Source organism: Corallococcus caeni (genome assembly GCF_036245865.1).
GTDB classification, from domain to species: domain Bacteria; phylum Myxococcota; class Myxococcia; order Myxococcales; family Myxococcaceae; genus Corallococcus; species Corallococcus caeni.
In genome coordinates, this window is record NZ_BTTW01000004.1 from 324,448 (window position 1) to 342,444 (window position 17,997).

The following is a 17,997-nucleotide window of genomic DNA, read 5'->3' on the forward strand; positions in this document are numbered from 1 at the left end:
GGCGGACGTTGATGATCTCACAGCTTCGCGTCGCCGGACCGCATCGGCTGGATGACGCCGTATTTTTTCCCGCGCGCGGGGATCCCCTCACTGTGTTAAGCGAGGCGGTTCCCCCCGACCAAGGAGTCTGGGGCCCTTGCAAGCCGTGCAAACCACCGCTGACACCCGAGACCCTCTCTCCCCCCAGGACGGACTCTGGCTCCGCGCCCTCAAGGCCGAGGTCGAGCCCGCCACGTTCAAGAAAGGCCGCGAGGTGGCTGAAGGCCGCCGCGTCTTCGGCCTCACGCGTGAACCCGAACGCATCCGCGCGCAGGTCGCGGGTCCGTCCGGCGAACGCTATGACGTGGCCCTGATACCGGGAGAGGGGAAAGTCGTTTCCTCCTGCACCTGCCCGGTCTGGAACACCAACGGCCCGCATTGCGAGCACGTGGTCGCCGTGGCACTCATCTACGCGGCCCGCTTCCGGCCGCCGCCCCCGCCACAAAAGGCCGCACCCCCGCCTCCGCCGCCGGAACCCGAGGACCTGGGTCCGGACGACGAGGTGGAGATTCCCGGAGGCGGTGCGCCGGGAATGGAAGGCGTCAGCCTGCCCGCGCTCGCGAAGGTGGAGAGCTGGCTGGGCCTGTCGTCGCTGCCCGACTACGAGTTCCTCTACCGGCTCACCCCCGCCAACACCGGCGCGGGTGGCTCCAACGGCCGCCACTGGGTCGTGGACGTGCGCCGTCAGGACGCGCAGACCAAGGGGCCCGTGCACGTGAAGCGGCTGCTCCAGGCGGGCAGCCGCATCGCGCCCGCGGACGAGCGCATCTTCATGGTGCTGTCGCGCCACGAGCATCGCTACGACTCGCGCATCGTGCTGTCCGACGAGGACCTGTGCGAGGTGCTGGAGCTGTTGCGCCAGCGCCGGGTCATCTACCGGGGCACGCCGCTGGTCTACATGGACCAGCCGGTGCGGCCGCAAATCCATCTGGAGTCGCGTCCGGATGGCGCCACCGCGCAGATTGAACTGCTGTTCCCGGACGGCGTGGGCTACCCGCTCAAGGACGTCATCGTGCTCGCGGGCCGGCGCACCTACGTCATCCAGGCGCAGAACCTCCACGCGGTGGAGCCGGACTTCCCGCCGCGCCTGCTGCGCAAGTGGCTGCTGGAACCGACCATGGCCTTCCCGGCCGGACAGCTGGACCGGGTGCTGACGTTCTTCGCCGCGCACCTGCCGCGCTTCCGCATGTCGCTGAAGGCGGACGACATCGAGGTCGACGAGTCGGTGGAGCCGCGCTTCGTCCTCACGCTGGAGGGCGCCGCCGAGCGCGTGAAGGTGCAGCTGGCCGCGCGTTACGGCCAGACGACGGTGGCGGTGTCCCCCACGGCCACGCACCTGGGCTACGCCAGCGGCGTGGGCGAGGACGCGCGCAAGCTGTACCGGCGCCGCGACGAGGTGGAGCGCGCTGCGGGCAAGCTGCTGCTCGACCAGGGCCTGCGCTTCGACCAGGCCTCGCAGGCGTTCGACGCGACGGGCGACGTGGCCCTGGAGTTCTGGGCACGGGGCCTCGCGGGTCTCCCCGCCGAGTGGGAGCGCTACGGCGTGCAGGCGCCCAAGGTGCGGCTGCGCCCGAAGCTCAAGCCGCGCATCCGCGTGGGCATGAGCGGCGTGCAGTGGTTCGACCTGGACGCGGAGTTCGTCACCGACGACCAGGCCGTGGACCTGGGCGCCGTGCGCATGTGGCTGGACTCCGGTCGCAAGTTCGTCCCGCTGAAGGACGGCTCCTTCGCGGAGGCGGACGTCGCGGAGATCAAGCGCGTGGCGGACCTCCTGGAGGAGGCCGGCGCCATGCCGGGCCGCACCCGCACGCGGCTGCCCTTGCACCAGGCGGTGGCGTTGGACCTGCTCGCGGACCTGGGCGAGTTCACCGAGGTGGAGGCCAAGGCCCGTCAGGCCATGCTCGCGCTGCGCGAGTCCGCCGGCGTGCCGAAGGTGGCCGTGCCGGAGGGCCTTCAGGCCACCCTGCGCCACTACCAGGAGGCGGGCCTGTCCTGGCTCTGGTTCCTGCGTCGCCACGGGCTGTCCGGCATCCTCGCGGACGACATGGGTCTGGGAAAGACCATCCAGTCCCTGAGCCTGATGCAGAAGGTGGCCAACGACGAGGGCCGCAAGCCGTCCCTGGTGGTCGCGCCCACGAGCGTGCTCGCCAACTGGGAGCGCGAGGCGGAGCGCTTCACGCCGGGCCTCAAGGCCATGGTGTGGCACGGGCAGGACCGCCGCGAGCGCGCGGAAGACCTGAAGGAGATGGACCTGGTGCTCACGTCGTACGCGCTGGTGCGCCGCGACCTGGAGCAGCTGTCCCAGGTGGGCTTCCGCTACGTCATCCTGGACGAGGCGCAGAACATCAAGAACGCGGACAGCGCCACCGCGCAGGCGTGCAAGTCGCTGCCCAGCGAGACGCGCCTCGCGCTCACCGGTACGCCGCTGGAGAACCGGCTGTCGGAGCTCTGGAGCATCTTCGACTTCCTGATGCCCGGCTTCCTGGGCAGCGCGGAGGGCTTCAGCGACCGCTACGAGCAGCCCATCCAGGTGGCCAACGACGCCACCGCGAAGGACCGGCTGCGCCGCCGCATCCAGCCCTTCATCATGCGCCGGCTCAAGACGGAGGTGGCCAAGGACCTGCCGCCGAAGACGGAGAGCGTCGCGTGGTGCGAGATGGAGCCCGGCCAGGCCGCGCTCTACCGCGAGGTGCTGGAGGAGAGCCGCCGCAAGGTGCACGAGTCCATCGAGAAGGTGGGCTTCAAGCGCAGCCGCGTGTCCATCCTCGCGGCGCTCATGCGCCTGCGTCAGGTGTGCTGCGATCCGCGCCTGCTCAAGATGCCGCCCGGCACGCTGCTGCCGTCCAGCGCGAAGCTGGAGCGCTTCATGGAACTGGTGGCGGACCTGGTGGCGGAAGGCCACCGCGCGCTCGTCTTCAGCCAGTTCACGGAGATGCTGGAGCTCCTGAAGCAGGAGGCGGACAAGAAGGGCCTGCGCTACCTCTACCTGGACGGCCGCACCAAGGACCGCATGGGCAAGGTGGACGAGTACAACCGCCCTGACGGCCCGCCGCTCTTCTTCATCAGCCTCAAGGCGGGCGGCACCGGTTTGAACCTCACCGCCGCGGACTACGTCATCCACTTCGACCCGTGGTGGAACCCCGCCGTGGAGGACCAGGCCACGGACCGTACGCACCGCATCGGCCAGACGCGCGCGGTCATCAGCTACAAGCTGATTACCCGCGGCACGGTGGAGGAGAAGATCCTCAGCCTCCAGCGCCGCAAGCGCGACCTCGCCGCCGGCGTGTTGGGTACGGACGGGGACGACATGGGCCGCAACCTCACGGAACAGGACATCCAGGAGCTGTTCACCGAAATCTGATGCGCCCGGTGAGTGGGAGAGGGTTGTGGCGCCAACAGGCCACGCCCTCCCACTCGCCCTCCCACCGTCCGCACGACCCGAACACCTGTGCAGTGTCACCAAGACCTGCTAGGGTGTTCAGGTGTTGGGGCCGTCGTACGGACCGCGGAGGGCGCTGGTGCTGCTGGGTCTTCGGATTTCGAACGTTGCGGTGATTGAGGAGGTGGAGGTCGCGTTTGGCGCGGGCCTCACCGTCCTCACGGGTGAGACGGGGGCCGGCAAGTCCATTCTCGTGGACGCGCTGGGCCTCCTGCTCGGGGGCAGGGCGGATGCGGACGTCATCCGTGCGGGCTGCGAGGACGCGGCGGTGGAGGGCGTGTTCGCCCGGACACCGGTGCTGGCCGCGCGCCTGGAGGAACTGGGCCTCCCGGACCTGGGAGAGGAGGTGCTCGTGCGCCGCGTGCTCGGGCGCACCGGGCGCGGAAAGGTCTACGTCAACGGCGCGCTGGTGACGCTGGGCGTGCTGGGGAAGCTCACCCGGGGCGCGGTGGACATCGCGGGCCAGCATGAGCACGTGAGCCTCTTCGACTCCGGGCTGCACCGGGTGCTGCTCGACAAGTACGGCGGCCTGGAGGAAGCCCTGGCCGCGTACGGCCGCGAGTGGGCGAACCTGCGCGAAGTGGACTCCCGCATGGACGCGCTGGGCGGCGACGACGCCAAGGTGCGCGAGCGCGCGGAGTTCCTGCGCTTCCAGCTGGACGAAATCACGCGCCTGGACCCGGAGTCCGGCGAGGACGTGAAGCTGGACGCGGAGCGCCGGCGGCTGGGCAGCGCCCAGAAGCTCAAGCGCCACGGCGCGGAGGCCGAACTGCTGGTGTCGGGGGAAGCACCGTCCGCGGTGGAGATCGTCGGGCGCGCGCTGGGGCTCGTGCACGAGGGCGTCAAGCTCGACGCGACGCTCGCGCCCGTGGCGCAGTCGCTCAGCACCGCGCTGTCGGAGCTGGAGGAGGCCGCGCGCCGGCTCAACCGCTACGTGGAGGGGCTGGAGTCCGACCCCGGGCGGCTGGGCGAGGTGGAGGAGCGGCTGGACGCGCTCAAGCGGCTGTGCCGCAAGCACGGCGTGACGCTGGACGGCGTCCTCAAGAAGCGCGGCGAGCTGGAGACGGAGCTGGGCACGCTGGAGAACCGGCGCGAAATCCTGGAGGAGCTGAACCAGGAGCGCAAACGCGTGGAGGAGCGGGCGCGCAAGGCGGCGCTGGCACTGTCCCGCGCGCGCAAGGCCTCCGCGGGGGCCTTCTCCCAGCAGGTGCGCGAGGGCCTGGGCGGGCTGGCCATGGGCAAGGCCGCCTTCGAGGTCCGCGTCACCGCCGGGGAGGCGCTGCGTCCGGACGGCCTGGACGAGGTGGAGTTCTTCTTCAGCGCCAACCCGGGTGAGCCGGCGCGGCCCCTGGCCAAGGTGGCCTCGGGCGGCGAGGCCAGCCGCCTCCTGCTCGCGCTCAAACGTGCACTGGCGGACAGCGACGCCTGCGGCTGCTACATCCTGGACGAAGCGGACGCGGGCGTGAGCGGCGCCATCGCGGACGTGGTGGGGCGGATGATTCGCGAGGTCAGCTCCCACCGGCAGGTGCTGTGCATCACGCACCTCCCCCAGGTGGCGGCCTACGCGGACGCGCACCTGCTCATCAAGAAGAGCGTGAAGGGCGAGCGCACCGTGTCCCAGGTGCTGCCGCTCGCGGCCGGCGCCGAGCGCACGCAGGAGCTGGCGCGCATGATGTCCGGCGTGGAGGTGACGCGCGAGGCGCTGGGCGCGGCGGAGGCGCTGGTGCGTTCGGCCCACCGGGCCACCCCCCGCGCACGCCGCGAATCCGGCCCGGAAGGCAATAGCCCCCGGGGCCGGCTGCGCCGGACGGCCTGAAGTGGCGGCTCAAAAGGTAGGGGTGACCCAGGGGGAGGGGCATGACGCACCGCGAGTTTTCGAGCGCGTCCTTGCCCCCACTAATGGGCTCACATAGCATCCGGCGCGTGTCCAGCACCGCAGGGCAGACCGCGGCCCCCCGCCATAAAGTCATCTCCGCTGGCCTGACGGACGTCGGGCGCAAGCGCAATCACAACGAGGACAGCTTCCTCATTGACGATGAGCTCCAGCTCTACGTCGTGGCGGACGGCATGGGTGGGCACGCGGGTGGTGGAACCGCGTCGCGCATCGCCGTCGAGACCATCGACAAGGAGCTGAGGCGCGCACGTGAAGGGCGGGACAACCCCTTCGTCAGCGTTCCCAACCTCCAGGATTCGCCCATTCCGGAAGCGCTCCGGGGCGCGGTGGAGAAGGCCTGTCAGGCCATCTACCTCACCGCCCAGGATGACGCGCGCCTGTCCGGCATGGGCACGACAGTCATCTCCCTGGTGGTCCGCGACGAGCACGCCTTCTTCGCCCACGTGGGTGACAGTCGCGCGTACCTCATCCGCGGGGACCTCATTCAGCAGATCTCCGAGGACCACTCGCTGGTCAACGAGCAGATCAAGGCGGGGATGATCACACCGGAAGAGGCCAAGCACTCCCGGTACAAGAACATCATCACCCGCTCCGTCGGCTTCGAGGAGGAGGTGCAGGTGGACGTCATGGGGCTCGTGTCCGAGCCCGGCGACGTGTTCCTGCTCTGCTCTGACGGCCTCGCGAACATGCTCGAGGACCGGGAGATCCACGACACCGTCGCGCGCTACCCGAGCCTGGACGAGGTGCCCAAGCACCTCATCGACCTGGCCAACGAGCGCGGCGGCGACGACAACATCAGCGTCATCGTGGTGCGCATGCAGGGCGGGTAGGGCCCGGACTCGGGGCGCGATTGGGGCGCGTCCCGCAGTCTGTTGACCTTGACACTCTTCAAACGCGGATGATAGCTGCCCCAACCTTTCCATCCATTGAGAATCATCAGTGGGTGACGGTGCGGGAGGGGCGGCGGGTGGGGGAGGTGTTGCGAGCGCGGGGAGCGACTTAGCTTCTGGCGCCGGAAGTCCCACGTAGCGAAAGAGATTTCCCCAGGAGTGGTCCGTGGCCAAAAAGTCCTTCACGCTGATGGTCATCCCGGACCACGACGCTCCGGTGAAGCGCTACACCATCCAGCGCTCCTGGTTGGTTCAGGTGGGCATGGGCCTGATGCTGGTGGCGGGCCTGGGCGCCGGTGCGAGCATCCACTACCTCCAGGTGGCGGCGGACGCGTCGGAGAACCGCATCCTGCGCGAGGAGAACCTCACGCTGCGCTCGCAGCTGAAGTCGGTGCGTGAGCGCATCGAGCACATCGGTTCCACGCTGGACCGCGTGGAGCGCTTCGACCAGAAGCTGCGCGCGGTGACGCTCCTGTCGGACCCGCAGCGCAACCTGGCCATGGGCCCCACGGAGCCGGAGGCCGGCACCACGGTGCCCGCGACGGACACGCAGTTCACGCAGCTGACCACCACGGACACGCCCAAGATGATGCTGGGCCGGTTGGATCGGCTGTCCGCGGAGGCCACCCGCCAGGAGCTGAGCCTCCAGGACCTGCAGGCCTACTTCCAGGACCAGAAGTCGCTCCTGGCCTCCACGCCGTCGGTGTGGCCGGCGCGCGGCTGGGTGACCAGCGATTTCGGCCAGCGCCTGGACCCGTACACGGCGGACCGCGTGACGCACGCGGGTCTGGACATCGCGGCGCCGCACGGCAAGGAAGTCACCGCGCCGTCGGACGGCACGGTGGTGTTCGCGGGGCTGGAGGGCGGGTACGGCAACGTGCTCGTCATCGACCACGGCTACGGCATCAAGACGCGCTACGGCCACCTGTCCAAGATTCTGGTGAAGGCCGGGGACCGGGTGAAGCGCGGCTCGCCCATCGCGGCGGTGGGCAACACGGGCCGCTCCACCGGCCCGCACCTGCACTACGAGGTGCGCGTCAACGGCGTGCCGCAGAACCCGCGCAAGTTCATCCTGGAAGAGTAACGCTCAGGTTCCTTCCGGCTCCGGGAGGAACGCGTCCAGGCGCAGGCGCCGCCGCTGCAGGCCGTGCGTCCGCCCGGTGCGCTCCATGATGTAGGCCCGCTCCACCTCCGCCCACAGGAGCGGCCCCAGCACCTGCCAGTGCGACGGCTGGTGCACCGTCAGCTCCAGCAGCGCCACGGTGAAGCCCGGCACGTCGGTGGCCGAGGCGCCCGGAGGCAGCGCGGGGCGCAGGTCCTCCGCCAGCCTCGCGCGCGTCCCTTCCGCGCTGTCCTCGCGCACGGTGAGCTGGGACGTGGGCAGCAGCAGCACCGCGAAGCCATCCGGCTGGAAGCGCACGATGCGCGCGCCCGGGTACTGCGCGGTGAGCGACGCGACGGTGGCCTTCAGCAGCGCGTCCCCGGCGGGGAAGCCGAAGCGCGCGTTGAAGTGGATCATCTCCTTCACGTCCACCATCACCGCGCCCACGCGCCAGCCGTCGTGGTGCGCGTGCGTGGACAGGTCGAACTCCTCCTTGAGGAGCGTGCCCTGCGTGAGCGCCAGCACGTGCATGGCCCCGGTGGCGTCCGGCTGGCCTCGTCGGCGCTGCTCGGCGGCGATGAGCTCCTGGGCGGCGGCCTGCGGCGCCTCCTGGGCGTGCCCGGGACGCGCGGCCCGGGGATGGAGTGCGACGAGGGCGGTAGCGGTGGCGTCGTCGATTGCGTAGGGCATCGTGCCCGCGTGTGTAGCGCGGACCGGCCGCGGGCGCAGGAAAGCTTCTCCCCGCGCCCGCCTGGTCGCGCTCAGCGCATCCGGTGCGCCGTGACGGTCACCTCGTCCCGGTCATGGTAGAGCTGGCGGACGGTGAGGCCCTCCCAGCCCCCGTCCTCCACGAGCGTCTGGCGGACGCGCAGGAGCAGCGGGTTCTTGTCCTTCATGGGCAGCTTGATGTTGGCCACCAGGTTGCGCGCCAAGCGGCGCCGGCCCCACTTGGCCAAAAGCTGCGCCACCTCCAGGGGCCGCCACGCCATGTCGCAGAAGAGCCAGTCCGCGGGCTCCTCCGGGGCGTAGGCGAAGGCGCTCTCCTGCACGTGCTGGACGCGCGGGTTCCTGGCCAGCTCCGGCATCAGCTTCGCCGGGTCCACCGCCACCACCCGCGCCCCGCGGGCCACCAGCCGCTGCGTCCAGCCGCCCGGCGCCGCGCCCAGGTCCACGCAGACGTCGCCGCGCCCGGGCTCATGCGCCAGCCCGTCCAGCGCCTCCTCCAGCTTCATCGCCGCGCGGGAGGGGGACTCGCCCGCGCGCTTCATCCGCCGCCGCCCGCCCGGCGCCAGCGACAGGGCCTCGCGAGCGCTCACCGCGCCCAGCATCAGCACCCCCTCCGGCGCGACGCACAGGCCCACCAGCAGGGCCCCCGCCTCGCGGGCCCGGCCATCGTCCTCCAGCAACCGGGCCGGGGGGAGCGCGGCGCGCACGGCCGCCTCCAGGGCCTCGGCGCGGCCCGCCTGCGTGTTGCCCTTCGCGCTGTCCGGCGTGTAGGCCCGGACGAGCCAGGGCACGCGCGACGGCAGCCCGGACATCGCGGCCACGATGTCCTCCACCGGCACCTGGGCTCCGCCCGGCGGGGCCCAGGTGGTGATGACCTTCTCCACCGCCCGGCCGAAGGCAGGCGGCACGTCCGGGCGCTGCTGGGACTCCACCAGGGCCGGCCCCAGGAGGCGGGGGGCCGCGTCCGCCCAGGCCAGCTCCTCGAACAGGTGCCCTTCGAAGCCCTCCCGGCAGGTCCACAGCCACCGGGCCGGCTGGGCCGCCAGCGTCTGTGCGGGCATGGGCGGTATGCGCGCCCGAGGTGGGATGCGCGGCGCGGGCGAGGCGATGGGCGCCGGGGCGGAGCGTCCGGGGCCACCGGCACGGGGCGTGGGGCCCGGCTTGCCCCCGGTCTTGGGGCCTGGCTTGCCTCCAGACCTGGGGCCCGGCTTGCCTGCCGCCCGGGGGCCGGGCTTCGGTCCGGCCTTGCCGTTAGAGGGAGGCCCCGAGCGCGAAGGCTTGCCGGGACGGGAGGGGGCGCCTGGTCGGCGGGGGCCCGGGGAGGAGCGACCGGAAGAAGTCTTCGCGGCGCGGGGACGGTGAATCTGCTTAGGGGACATTGCGTGGACTCGGTTCCGCTTTACTCTGGGCCACCGCGCGCCGGGCGGCCAGCCGAGAGGAAGTTTCGGGGGGCGCGCGTGGTTTTGGTCTGGTTCTCCCTTACATCTCCTGGGAATTCCCTTCACTCGCCGCGCTCCTTCGAGGATCCTCCGGCGAGAGAGCCAACATGATTGAATGGACGCTAAAGAAGCTCATCGGGACCAAGAATGAGCGCGAGCTCAAGAAAGCCCGTCTGAAGGTCGCCCGCATCAACGAACTGGAGGGCCGCATGAAGGCCCTCAAGGACGACGACTTCGCGCGCGAAACCGCCCGGATGAAGCAGGAGATCGCGAACGGCAAGCCGCTCGACGACCTGTTGTTCGAGGCCTTCGCCCTCACCCGTGAAGCCGCGAGCCGCGTCATCGGCCAGCGCCACTACGACGTGCAGCTCATCGGCGGCATGTTCCTCCACGAGGGCTGCATCGCGGAGATGCGCACCGGTGAAGGCAAGACGCTCACCGCGACGCTGCCCTCCTACCTCAACGCCCTGTCCGGCCGTGGCGTGCACGTCGTCACCGTGAACGACTACCTGGCCCGCCGCGACGCGGAGTGGATGGGCCGGGTCTACAAGTTCCTGGGCATGACGACGGGCTGCGTGCTCCACGAGCTGTCCGACAAGCAGCGCCAGGACGCGTACCGCTCGGACATCACGTACGGCCAGAACAACGAGTTCGGCTTCGACTACCTGCGCGACAACATGAAGTTCCGTCTGCAGGACTACGTCCAGCGCGAGCTCAATTACGCCATCGTCGACGAGGTGGACTCCATCCTCATCGACGAGGCCCGCACGCCGCTCATCATCTCCGGCCCCACCGAGGACAGCACCGACAAGTACTACCGGGTGGACCAGGTCATCCCGGGCCTCGTGCCGGACCAGGACTACACCCTGGATGAGAAGCACCGCGCGGTGGCCCTCACCGACGACGGCATCGACAAGCTCCAGAAGCGCCTCAACGTCGGCAACCTCTACGACCCCGGCGAAATCGAGACCCTCCACCACGTCGAGCAGGCCCTGCGCGCGCACACGCTCTACAAGCGCGACAAGGACTACGTGGTGAAGGACGGCGAGGTGCAGATCGTCGACGAGTTCACCGGCCGCCTCATGCCGGGCCGTCGCTGGTCCGACGGCCTCCACCAGGCCATCGAGGCCAAGGAGGGCGTGAAGATTGAGAACGAGAACCAGACGCTCGCCACGGTCTCGTTCCAGAACTACTTCCGCATGTACTCCAAGCTGTCCGGCATGACGGGCACCGCGGACACGGAAGCCGAAGAGTTCGCGAAGATCTACAACCTGGACGTGCGCGTCATCCCGACCAACCGTCAGGCGCAGCGCCGCGACGAACAGGACGTGGTCTACAAGACGGAGCGCGAGAAGTTCGAGGCCGTCGCCGGGCAGATTGAAGAGCTGCACAAGGCCGGCCAGCCGGTGCTCGTGGGCACGGTGTCCATCGCCAAGAGCGAGGTGGTGTCCAACTTCCTCAAGAAGCGCGGCGTGCCCCACAGCGTCCTCAACGCCAAGGCGCACCAGCGTGAGGCGGACATCGTCGCGCAGGCGGGCCGCAAGGGCGCGGTCACCATCTCCACCAACATGGCCGGCCGCGGCACGGACATCCTCCTGGGCGGCAACGCGGAGGTCATGACCAAGAGTGAGATGGGCCCGCCGCCGGAGCCGCCGGAGGCCGTGGACGGTCAGCCCCCGGACCTCACCGCCTACCAGGCGGCGCTCGCGGACTACGAGAAGCGCTTCGCGGAGACGAAGGCGAACAACGAGGCGCTCACCAAGCGCGAGCGTGAAGAGGTCATGGCCGCCGGCGGCCTCTTCATCATCGGCACCGAGCGCCACGAGTCCCGCCGCGTGGACAACCAGCTGCGTGGCCGCGCCGGCCGCCAGGGTGACCCGGGCGCCAGCCGCTTCTTCCTGTCCCTGGAAGACGACCTGATGCGCATCTTCGGGTCCGAGCGCATCCAGATGCTGATGGAGCGCCTGGGCATGGAGGAGGGCGAGGTCATCGAGCACATCTGGCTCTCTCGCGCCATCGAGAGCGCGCAGAAGCGGGTCGAAGGCCACAACTTCGACATCCGCAAGAACCTGCTCGAGTACGACGACGTGATGAACCAGCAGCGGCGCACCATCTACAAGCTGCGCCGCCAGGTGCTCGCGTCGGGCGCGGGCATCCCCCTCGTGGAGTACGAGGAGGACCTCAAGACGCGCGTGAAGACGCGCTCCGAGCGCGTCATCTCCTGGGCGGACTTCCGGGAGATGGTGCTGGACGCGGTGGAGGACGTCGTCGTGTCCATGACGGACACCTACGCCCCCACGCGCAGCTCCGACACCTGGGACATCGCCTCGCTGTCCAACATGGTGAAGGAGTCGCTCAACCTGGAGATGACCTTCGAGGGCGTCGGCAACCGCGACGAGCTCCAGGAGCAGATCTACGCCGCGGCGGAGAAGGTCTTCACCGCCCGCGAGCAGGAGTTCGGCGAAGACTTCATGCGCTTCCTGCAGTACCGGTACCTGGCCACCATCGACCAGCTGTGGAAGGACCACCTGCTGGCCATGGACCACCTGCGCCAGGGCATCGGCCTGCGCGGCTACGGCCAGAAGGACCCGAAGCAGGAGTACAAGAAGGAAGGCTACACGGGCTTCATGCAGATGCTGGACGCCATCAAGACGCAGTTCGTCAGCCAGATGATGCGCGTCCAGGCCCGCTCCGCCTCCAGCGCCGCGGAGGAGACGGCCCGCATCCAGCGCCAGCTCGCCCAGCAGCAGAAGAAGGCCGTGGAGGGCCGCGCGGACGCCGAGGGGAAGATCGAGGAGGCCACCGCCACCCCGGTCGCCCAGCGCGAGGCCGCCGCCGCGCCCGCCCGCACCGTGGGCCGCAACGACCCCTGCCCCTGCGGCAGCGGCCGCAAGTACAAGAAGTGCCACGGCGCCAACGAGGCGAACCCGTAGTCCCTGACGCCAGCTGACAGAAAGCAGTGCCCTCCGGCGCGGTTGCCCTCCCCCTCCAGGGGAGCGGTGGCCGCGCCGGTCGCCTTCCTGGAGGGGAGGGGAGCAGCCCCGGAGGGGTGGGACCCGGACGGACGGTGTGCCGAAGCTTGCGCCCCTCTTGAGCGTTCTGCTAAGGACGCCGCGCCCCGTTATGAAGAGGGGCCGGGCCGTACGCCCGAGGCAGTCCGCAGCACCCACTACTCACACGCGTGTCACCGGTCTCCGGTGCCCCTCCACGGTGGAGGGGCCAGGACTGGCAGCTGTCTTAAACGCGCGTGGCGGAACAACCGGAAGGTACACGCACCATGGATACCCAGCAGGATACGCAGACGCAGGCCCAGGCGATGGCCGCCGCCAGCGGCATCACGATGCGCCAGCTCCTCGAGGCCGGCGTCCACTTCGGCCACCAGACCAAGCGCTGGAACCCGAAGATGAAGCCCTACATCTTCGGCGCCCGTAACGGCATCTACATCATCGACCTGCAGAAGACCGTGACGATGGCCCGCTCGGCCTTCCGCTTCGTGGCGGACATCACGGCCCGCGGCGGCTCGGTGCTGTTCGTCGGCACCAAGAAGCAGGCGCAGGACGTCATCCAGGAGGAGGCCGCCCGCGCTGGTCAGTTCCACGTCACCAGCCGCTGGCTGGGTGGCACGCTGACGAACTTCAAGACCATCAAGCAGGGCATCGACCGCCTGAAGACGCTGGAGAAGATGGCCGAGGACGGCACCTTCGAGCGCCTGCCCAAGAAGGAAGTCGCCCAGCTCGACCGCGAGCGCGAGAAGCTGGAGAAGAACCTGGGCGGCGTGAAGGACATGGCGAAGCTGCCCCGCTGCGTCTTCATCATCGACCCGAAGAAGGAGCACATCGCCATCCACGAGGCCACCCGCCTGGGCATCCCGGTGATTGGCCTGGTGGACACGAACTGCGATCCGGACGGCATCGACTTCGTCATCCCGGGCAACGACGACGCCATCCGCTCCATCAAGCTCTTCACGTCGAAGATCGCGGACGCGTGCCTCGAGGGTGCGGCGCGCTACCGTGCGTCCGGCGCCGCCGAGCGCGACGAGCAGGAGGAGCGCGAGGGCCGTGACGACCGCCGCGACCGTGACGACCGCCGTGGCCCGCGCCGTGGCGACCGCCGCGACCGCGATGACCGCCGCGGTGGTGGTGACCGTGGCGGCGAGCGCCGTGGGCCCCTCGTGGAGATGAAGGGTGGCGCGTCCGCCGCCCCCGCCGCCACCGAGCAGGCGCCCGAGGGTGGCGAGGGCACGCCGGCGGCGGAGTAACCGCCCGTCCCCATCGCTTTCCTTCCGCAGCTTCCGGAGTCGGCCGGGCGGCACCTCTCAAGGCCCGCTGTCCGGCCGTCTCCGTTTTTCGTTCCAGCGTTTTCCTCCCTTGAACTCAGGCCTCCGCCCCCGGCGCACGCCGCCAGGCTCGGAGCAGAAGAAGAAAGAGACACGACATGGCTGAGATCACCGCCCAGATGGTGAAGGACCTCCGCGAGCGCACCAACGCGGGCATGATGGACTGCAAGAAGGCGCTGGCCGAGTCCGGTGGCGACTTCGCCAAGGCCGAGGAGTGGCTGCGCAAGAAGGGCATCTCCAAGGCCGAGGGCAAGGCCGGCCGCGTCGCCGCCGAGGGCATCGTCGGCACCTACGTCCACGGCGGCCGCATCGGCGTGCTGGTGGAGGTCAACTGCGAGACGGACTTCGTCGCTCGCAACCCGGACTTCCAGGAGCTGGTGAAGGACGTGGCCATGCAGATCGCCGCGGCCAACCCCAAGTTCGTCCGCCGCGAGGAGGTCCCCTCCGAGGCCATGGACAAGGAGAAGGAGATCCAGCGCGAGCTGCTCAAGCAGCAGGGCAAGCCCGAGGCGATGCTGGAGAAGATCCTCGTGGGCAAGATGGAGAAGTACTACGAGGGCGTCTGCCTGGTGGACCAGCTCTGGGTGAAGGACGACAAGAAGAAGGTCGGCGAGATGATCAACGAGCGCGCCGCCAAGATTGGCGAGAAGGTCTCCGTGCGCCGCTTCGCCCGCTTCGAGGTGGGTGAGGGCATCGAGAAGAAGAAGGACGACCTGGCCGCCGAAGTGGCCAAGACGCTGGGCCAGGCCTAAGCCGCCTCCCGCCGTCCCGCCGTCCTCCAGGGCCGCGTGCCTGGGGCTCTTCCTCTCCTGGGGAAGGGCGCCGGGGGCGCGGCCCTTGGTATTCCAGGCCCCTGCTCGCGGCGTCCGTCCGCCCGGCACCGGACGGTGCGGCGCGCGTCACGACTTCCGTCGTTGCTTGGGCGCGGGGCGGGGGATAGAAGCGGTCGCGTATGTCCGAATCCACCTCTCCCTACAAGCGCATCCTCCTCAAACTGTCGGGCGAAGCCCTGATGGGCGAGGGGAAGTACGGCATCCACCCGCCCACCCTCACGCGCATCGCGGAGGAAGTGGCCGAGCTGTCGCGGACGGGGCTCGAAATCGCCCTCGTCATCGGCGGGGGCAACATCTTCCGCGGCGTCGCTGGCGCCACGGAGGGCATGGACCGCGCGAGCGCGGACTACATGGGCATGCTGGCCACCTGCATCAACTCCATGGCGCTGCAGGACGCGCTGGAGAAGCAGGGGCTGAAGACGCGCGTGCAGTCCGCCATCAAGATGGAGCAGATCGCGGAGCCCTACATCCGCCGGCGCGCGGTGCGCCACCTGGAGAAGGGCCGCGTCGTCATCTTCGCCGCGGGCACGGGCAACCCCTACTTCACCACCGACACGGCCGCGTCGCTGCGCGCGATGGAAATCAACGCGCAGGTCATCCTCAAGGCCACCAAGGTGGACGGCGTCTACAACGCGGACCCGAAGAAGGACCCCACCGCGAAGCGCTACCGGACGCTCACGTACATGGACGTCCTCAAGCAGAACCTCAACGTGATGGACTCCACGGCCATCTCGCTGTGCATGGACAACAAGCTGCCCATCATCGTGTTCGACCTGGGCACGCGCGGGAACATCCAGCGCGCCGTCACGGGCCACGGCGAGTTCGGCACCGTCGTCGGCGCGTCCGAGACGGTCTGGGCCTGAAGCCCCAAGCAGGACTGCGACACACCCACTTCTAGAGGAGACTCAAATGGCTGACGCCGCCGCGGAACTGAAGAGCCGTATCGACAAGTCACTGGACGACCTCAAGCGGGAGCTGGCGAAGGTGCGCACCGGCCGTGCGAGCACCGCCATCCTGGACGGCATCAAGGTGGACCAGTACGGCACCCCCACGCCGCTGGCCGGCGTGGCCAGCATCAACGCGCCGGAGCCCCGCCTCATCACCATCAAGCCCTGGGACAAGGGCGTGCTGAAGGACATCGAGAAGGCCCTGCGTGAGGCGAACCTGGGCATCAACCCGATGAACGACGGCGAGATGATCCGCCTGCCCTTCCCGCCCCTCACCGAGGAGCGCCGCAAGGACATCGTCAAGCAGGTGAAGGCGAAGGGCGAGGAGCACAAGGTCGCCATCCGCAACATCCGCCGCGACGCGAACGAGGCGCTCAAGACGCAGCAGAAGGACAAGAAGATCACCGAGGACGACCTCAAGCGCCTCACCAAGGACGTCCAGGACAAGACGGACGCCGGCATCAAGCAGGTGGACACCATGCTCGCGGCCAAGGAGCAGGAAGTGATGAAGGTCTGAGCCGTCCCGTCGCACGGGGGCTCGTGGCCAGCAGCCACGGGCCTCCTCCGGGATTCAGGCGGGCTTCAGCGGGACTTCAGGCCGGGTAGGTGAGCGCTTCGCCGGTGAGGTGCTTCACCACGCCCGCGACGAAGGCGAACAGCTCCAGCCCCTTGCCCTTGTCGTCCTTCCAGGTGCGCGAGGCGTCGTCGTAGCTGAAGTGGATGCCCTGGCCCTGGCCGGCCACCCAGACCTGCCAGACGGCACGCTGGGTGTTGATGATGCACTTCTCGCCGGCCGCGGCCGTGAGCGTCACCTTGTCCCCGGTGGCTTCGGCTTCCAGCACGTCGGGGTCGAAGGCGTCCGCCGCCGTCAGGATGCGCTTGAACGCGGCGGCCACGAGGGAGTTGTAGCGGGCTTCGTCCATCATGGCGCCGCGCTCCCGGACGTCACTGGACGACGTCGAGGACCTGCTGGCCGGGGGCGGCGTAGAACAGGAACTTCAGGTGCTGCGCCGGGGGGTTCTCCCCCTTCTCGCCGGGCACCTGGTCCTCCGTGCTGGTGGGCGTGTCGGGCCACTCCATGGCGATGACCGTGCCCGGGTTCACCGGCTTGGGGAAGGACTGCATCCCCAAGAGGTGCGCCGCCAGCGCGCCCATGGAGGGCTGGTGGCCCACCAGGACGAGGTTCTCGTCGGAGTACTCCTTGAGCACGGGCTCCACCGCGCCCACCGGCATGTCCGGCAGCAGGCAGCGGTGCACGCGCAGGAGGCCTTCATGCTTCACGGAGTTGGAGAGGATCTGCGCCGTCTGCACCGTGCGCACCAGCGGGCTGGTGAGGATGAGGCTGATGGGCCCCATGCGCTCGGACAGCGACGCGAAGTGCGCGGCGACATTCGTACGGGCCTTCGCGGTCAGCGCGCGCGCCTCGTCGCCGAGACCCTCGGGGATCTCTGCGTCCGCATCGCCGTGCCTTACCAGGAAAATCCTCAAAGTCCCTCCACCGCTCGCGACAAGACCGCGGTTCGTACATGACCGTGGCCCGGTTGGTCAAAGGTAATGAATCGATTGTTCAGTGCCCGGAACAGCCTGCCCGTGAAGGGCGTTCGGGAACCGCCGTTCGCGGGGCCAGCCGGAGCATACACTGGCCACCCGTTGGCGGTTATGGGAGGTGGCATGCGCAAGTCGTGGGGGTGTCTGGCCGTCGTCCTGGTCCTGTCCGCGTGTCGCAAGGATGCGGCGGAAGGCTCGGAAGGGGGCGGCGACGCCAGGGAGACGGTCGCCCGCCTGGAAGGTGGGGAGGCCGGGGAGTCCGCGGCGGACGGCCCCTACGCCGTGACGAAGGCCCAGCTGGATGCGTACGTGGGCTACCAGCGCAAGATGCTGGAGGTGTACGGGTCGTTGATGCGGGGCCTGCAGGACATGGGGCCGCTGATGGACGCGGGAACGCCCCAGGCGCTGGAGAAGGCCCGGAGCGGCCTGAAGCTCATCGAGCGCAAGGCGCAGGCGGAGGCCGACGCGCGTCAGGCGGCGGGGCTGTCCACGGACGAGGTGAACCGCATCGCGGAGGTCGTCACCGCCGTCATCAGCCAGCGACAGATGGGCCGGACGCTCCAGTACGAGGAGGAGCTCAAGAAGCTGGAGGCGCTCCAGTCCCGCATGCCGGAGGAGCAGCAGAAGGAGCTGGCGCCGCAGGTGGAGTCCATGCGGCGGCAGGTGGAGGCCTTCCAGAAGCTCCCGGAGGCGCGCCGGGAGTTCGGCGACGCCAACGTGGACGTGGTGCTGTCCCGCGAAGCCGACCTGACGAAGAACTATCAGGACATGCTCAAGGCCTTCGCGGGCGTGCGGCGCTGAGGG

Annotated in this window: 14 protein-coding genes; 10 read left to right on the forward strand and 4 right to left on the reverse strand. The window is 69.5% G+C overall.

Annotated features, from left to right (window positions below; translation table 11 throughout):
• Window positions 1-136 precede the first annotated feature (136 nt).
• From AABA78_RS19555 to AABA78_RS19570, 4 genes are all read left to right on the forward strand, one after another.
• Window positions 137-3,400, forward strand: a complete 3,264-nt coding sequence (locus tag AABA78_RS19555; RefSeq protein WP_338264616.1) for a DEAD/DEAH box helicase — start codon at window positions 137-139, stop codon at window positions 3,398-3,400.
• Between the two features lie 157 nt (window positions 3,401-3,557).
• On the forward strand, window positions 3,558-5,294 hold the full coding sequence (recN, locus tag AABA78_RS19560; protein ID WP_171419835.1) for a DNA repair protein RecN: 1,737 nt from the start codon (window positions 3,558-3,560) through the stop codon (window positions 5,292-5,294).
• A gap of 107 nt (window positions 5,295-5,401) precedes the next feature.
• Window positions 5,402-6,202, forward strand: a complete 801-nt coding sequence (locus tag AABA78_RS19565) for a Stp1/IreP family PP2C-type Ser/Thr phosphatase (protein ID WP_171419838.1) — start codon at window positions 5,402-5,404, stop codon at window positions 6,200-6,202.
• Window positions 6,203-6,428: 226 nt separating this feature from the next.
• Window positions 6,429-7,346: a M23 family metallopeptidase gene (locus AABA78_RS19570; RefSeq protein ID WP_120553170.1), complete on the forward strand. Its 918-nt coding sequence runs from the start codon at window positions 6,429-6,431 to the stop codon at window positions 7,344-7,346.
• Window positions 7,347-7,349: 3 nt separating this feature from the next.
• Here the strand turns inward: AABA78_RS19570 and AABA78_RS19575 are convergent, their stop codons facing one another.
• Window positions 7,350-8,054 carry a nucleotidyl cyclase domain-containing protein gene (locus AABA78_RS19575; RefSeq protein ID WP_338264622.1) on the reverse strand — a complete coding sequence of 235 codons (705 nt, stop codon included), beginning with the start codon at window positions 8,052-8,054 and terminating at the stop codon, window positions 7,350-7,352.
• Between the two features lie 71 nt (window positions 8,055-8,125).
• Window positions 8,126-9,151 (reverse strand): 23S rRNA (cytidine(2498)-2'-O)-methyltransferase RlmM, encoded by a 1,026-nt coding sequence (locus AABA78_RS19580; RefSeq protein ID WP_338264624.1) that lies wholly within the window; start codon window positions 9,149-9,151, stop codon window positions 8,126-8,128.
• Window positions 9,152-9,636: 485 nt separating this feature from the next.
• Between AABA78_RS19580 and secA the strand changes: the two genes are divergently transcribed.
• From secA to frr, 5 genes are all read left to right on the forward strand, one after another.
• Window positions 9,637-12,462 carry a preprotein translocase subunit SecA gene (gene secA / locus AABA78_RS19585; RefSeq protein ID WP_171419357.1) on the forward strand — a complete coding sequence of 942 codons (2,826 nt, stop codon included), beginning with the start codon at window positions 9,637-9,639 and terminating at the stop codon, window positions 12,460-12,462.
• A 344-nt stretch (window positions 12,463-12,806) separates the two neighbouring features.
• A complete protein-coding gene (rpsB, locus tag AABA78_RS19590; protein ID WP_120527334.1) occupies window positions 12,807-13,787 on the forward strand; it encodes a 30S ribosomal protein S2 in 981 nt (326 codons plus the stop codon).
• A 176-nt stretch (window positions 13,788-13,963) separates the two neighbouring features.
• Window positions 13,964-14,617: a translation elongation factor Ts gene (gene tsf / locus AABA78_RS19595; RefSeq protein WP_120527335.1), complete on the forward strand. Its 654-nt coding sequence runs from the start codon at window positions 13,964-13,966 to the stop codon at window positions 14,615-14,617.
• Between the two features lie 200 nt (window positions 14,618-14,817).
• Window positions 14,818-15,561, forward strand: coding sequence for a UMP kinase (pyrH, locus tag AABA78_RS19600; RefSeq protein WP_171419355.1), 744 nt, complete (start codon window positions 14,818-14,820; stop codon window positions 15,559-15,561).
• Window positions 15,562-15,607: 46 nt separating this feature from the next.
• Window positions 15,608-16,162: a ribosome recycling factor gene (gene frr / locus AABA78_RS19605; RefSeq protein WP_120559232.1), complete on the forward strand. Its 555-nt coding sequence runs from the start codon at window positions 15,608-15,610 to the stop codon at window positions 16,160-16,162.
• Window positions 16,163-16,238: 76 nt separating this feature from the next.
• On the opposite strand, the gene cyaY is transcribed toward frr, so the two are convergent.
• The gene (cyaY, locus tag AABA78_RS19610; RefSeq protein WP_171419353.1) at window positions 16,239-16,571 is read right to left on the reverse strand and encodes an iron donor protein CyaY; all 333 of its coding nucleotides are present in this window, start codon (window positions 16,569-16,571) and stop codon (window positions 16,239-16,241) included.
• A gap of 19 nt (window positions 16,572-16,590) precedes the next feature.
• On the reverse strand, window positions 16,591-17,133 hold the full coding sequence (locus tag AABA78_RS19615; RefSeq protein ID WP_171419351.1) for a SixA phosphatase family protein: 543 nt from the start codon (window positions 17,131-17,133) through the stop codon (window positions 16,591-16,593).
• A gap of 183 nt (window positions 17,134-17,316) precedes the next feature.
• Here AABA78_RS19615 and AABA78_RS19620 point away from each other — a divergent pair, with 183 nt between their 5' ends.
• Complete coding sequence (locus AABA78_RS19620) at window positions 17,317-17,994, forward strand: hypothetical protein (RefSeq protein WP_171419349.1); 678 nt, start codon at window positions 17,317-17,319, stop codon at window positions 17,992-17,994.
• Window positions 17,995-17,997 lie beyond the last annotated feature (3 nt).

Excerpts from the sequence above, each read along its gene's own strand:
- AABA78_RS19580 (WP_338264624.1), bottom strand. The coding sequence starts at position 9,151 with ATGCCCGCACAGACGCTGGCGGCCCAGCCGGCCCGGTGGCTGTGGACC.
- rpsB (WP_120527334.1), top strand. The coding sequence starts at position 12,807 with ATGGATACCCAGCAGGATACGCAGACGCAGGCCCAGGCGATGGCCGCC.
- cyaY (WP_171419353.1), bottom strand. The coding sequence starts at position 16,571 with ATGATGGACGAAGCCCGCTACAACTCCCTCGTGGCCGCCGCGTTCAAG.
- tsf (WP_120527335.1), top strand. The coding sequence starts at position 13,964 with ATGGCTGAGATCACCGCCCAGATGGTGAAGGACCTCCGCGAGCGCACC.
- secA (WP_171419357.1), top strand. The coding sequence starts at position 9,637 with ATGATTGAATGGACGCTAAAGAAGCTCATCGGGACCAAGAATGAGCGC.
- pyrH (WP_171419355.1), top strand. The coding sequence starts at position 14,818 with ATGTCCGAATCCACCTCTCCCTACAAGCGCATCCTCCTCAAACTGTCG.
- frr (WP_120559232.1), top strand. The coding sequence starts at position 15,608 with ATGGCTGACGCCGCCGCGGAACTGAAGAGCCGTATCGACAAGTCACTG.
- AABA78_RS19575 (WP_338264622.1), bottom strand. The coding sequence starts at position 8,054 with ATGCCCTACGCAATCGACGACGCCACCGCTACCGCCCTCGTCGCACTC.
- AABA78_RS19620 (WP_171419349.1), top strand. The coding sequence starts at position 17,317 with ATGCGCAAGTCGTGGGGGTGTCTGGCCGTCGTCCTGGTCCTGTCCGCG.